This window comes from Anaerovibrio sp. (assembly GCF_024697385.1).
Taxonomy (GTDB): Bacteria; Bacillota; Negativicutes; order Selenomonadales; family Selenomonadaceae; genus Anaerovibrio.
Genome location: NZ_JAILFV010000004.1, coordinates 1 through 2,713 on the forward strand (window position 1 = coordinate 1; position 2,713 = coordinate 2,713).

General features: G+C 46.8%; 1 protein-coding gene and 1 tRNA gene. Both read left to right on the forward strand.

Features of this window, described 5'->3' with window-relative positions; translation table 11 throughout:
* The coding region (gene malQ, locus K6C05_RS00200; protein WP_296730219.1) for a 4-alpha-glucanotransferase at window positions 1–2,461 on the forward strand (2,461 nt) is incomplete at its 5' end.
* A gap of 82 nt (window positions 2,462–2,543) precedes the next feature.
* Window positions 2,544–2,630, forward strand: a tRNA-Leu gene (locus tag K6C05_RS00205).
* The last annotated feature ends 83 nt before the right edge of the window (window positions 2,631–2,713 follow it).

Here is a 2,713-nt window from a genome sequence, read left to right on the forward strand (position 1 = left end):
AGAGGATAGTGTACTTCATTATTGGAATAAACAGGGTATCAGCGGTTGGCGTCTGGATGTTATTGATGAGCTGCCGGAAAAATTCTCTCAGGCCTTTTACAAGGAGCTGAAAAAAACTGACCCGGATTCGGTTCTTATCGGTGAGGTGTGGGAGGATGCCTCCAACAAGGTTGCTTATGGTGTGAACCGACATTATCTTTGTGGTTATGAGATTGATTCTGCCATGAATTACCCTTTCCGCAAAATAGTGATGGACTTCCTTTTGGGGTATGTGGACGGCTATCAAGTTTGTCGAAGGATAATGAGTCTTAAGGAAAATTATCCAGTTCAGAACTTTTATGCCATGATGAATCTTTTGGGAAGTCATGATCGGGAGCGTATACTGACCATATTGGGTGAAGCACCTTCCTGTGAGGGAGTTCCAGAGAGAATTCAAGCAAAGTATAAGCTGGATGATGAAAAACTAAAGCTGGGCAAGAGCCGACTGAAAATAGCTGCGGCATGGCAGATGACTTTCCCAGGGGTACCATGTATATACTATGGTGATGAGATTGGTATGGAGGGCTATAAGGATCCTTTCTGTCGTCTTCCATACGATTGGGATGACGGTGATGAAGACCTGCGCCAGTGGTACAAAAAGCTCATTCACCTCAGAAATGAAAATGTGGCCCTGCAGACAGGAAAATTCCTACCAATATATTCCGATGGGGATATATTTGGTTATGCAAGGGTTATTGACGATGGCAAGGATGTATTTGGGGAGCCTGCGGAAAATGATGTATTCATTATCCTGATGAATCGTGGCAAGGAACAGCGCACCGTTTATGTGGATGTTCGTGATCTGTGGGCAGGCAGCTTTATAAATGTCTTTGGCGATGGCAGAGAGCTCAAGGTTATTCGGGAAGTTCTCCATGTTTCCATGAAGCCTTGCAGTGTCAAGATATATAGATGCGTGAAGGATGAGCCAAAGCATATAAGGGAATGCGGTGTGCTGATGCACCCAACCAGCTTCCCTTCAAAATATGGCGTGGGAGATTTTGGTGCCTCGGCTTATGAATTCGTGGACTTTTTGGCAGAGGCCAATCAGAAAATATGGCAGATTCTGCCGTTGACTCCGGTGGATGACTGCAATTCTCCGTATGCATCCCCATCAGCCTTTGCCGGCAATACCATGCTTATATCCATGGAAAAGCTGGTGGATATGGGGTTGCTCACTGAGGAGGATATCCAGGTACCTGAAAAGGAAGCCACGAATAAGACAGATTATGAATTTACCCGTCAAGTTAAGGGTGAGCTTCTGGCCAAAGCGGCGGATAATTTCTTTACCAAGGGTAATGCTGATGATATGGCCGTATTTGAAGGCTTTTGCAGCCAGGAGGCCTATTGGCTCAATGATTACGCTTTATTTAAAGCCATTTCAAAACAACAGCTTGAGGCTGGTTGGATAGAGTGGCCGGAAGACCTAAAAAAGCGTAGGCCTGAGGCTTTGGAGAAGGCCAGAAATGAACTGGCTCAGGAGATTGGCAGGGAATGCTTCTACCAATATTTGTTCTCCACTCAGTGGCAGGAGCTTAAGATTTATGCCAACGGAAAAGGCGTAAAAATTTTGGGGGATATGCCGATATTTGTATCCCAAAACAGTGCCGATGTGTGGGCCAACCAAAAACTCTTTAAGCTGGGTGAGGATGGCAGACCATTGAAGGTGGCAGGCGTACCACCTGATTACTTCAGCAAGACCGGCCAGCTGTGGGGTAATCCGCAATATGACTGGGATGAAATGGCCAAGGACGGCTACCGTTGGTGGATAAGTCGTTTGGGCCGTATGCTTGAACAGGTGAACATGGTTCGCATTGATCACTTCCGTGGCTTTGAGGCTTATTGGGAGATAGACGGCGATGCAGAAACCGCTATTGATGGTGAATGGGTCAAGGGGCCGGGGATGGATTTCTTCGGGAAATTAAAGGATGCCTTGGGTGAGGTGCCAATAGTGGCAGAGGATCTGGGCATCATCACCGATGAGGTTGAGATACTTCGTGAAAGATGCGGTTATCCGGGAATGAAGGTGTTGCAGTTTGAGCTCCATTTTAATGCCTTCCACAGAATAAATTTTGTGGAACCGGAAAACAGCCTTGTTTATACCGGTACCCATGATAATAATACTGTGGTGGGCTGGCTGGAGGATGATGCTGATACCGAAACCAGAGCTGCAGTGGCAAAGCTTTTGGGTAAGGAAGGGGCGGACAGCCAAACACTCTGCCAGGCCTTGGTGGAACATGCCTATGCCTCAAAAGCCCGTACAGCCATTGTCCCAGTGTGGGATATTTTGGCCTTGGACGGCAATAACCGTATGAATCTGCCAGGAACCTCAGGAGGCAATTGGAGCTGGAGAATGCTTCCAGGAGCCTTAACATCAGAAAAAGCCCATTGGCTGGCAGGTCTGGTGGAAAAATATAATCGGTAGTTATGTTCTAAAATAGTTGACAATATTGATATAGTGTGTTAACATAGCACTGTTGTGTGATGTTGTTGCATGACTCAAAAGTGCCGAAGTGGCGGAATTGGCAGACGCAGCAGACTCAAAATCTGCCGTATGCAAATACGTGCCGGTTCGAGTCCGGCCTTCGGCACCACAGTAAAATCAAGGCCTCCGAGAAATCGGAGGCCTTTTTGTTTTACCCCTAAAAGTGCCATTTGTCTGCACTTTGTCTGCACT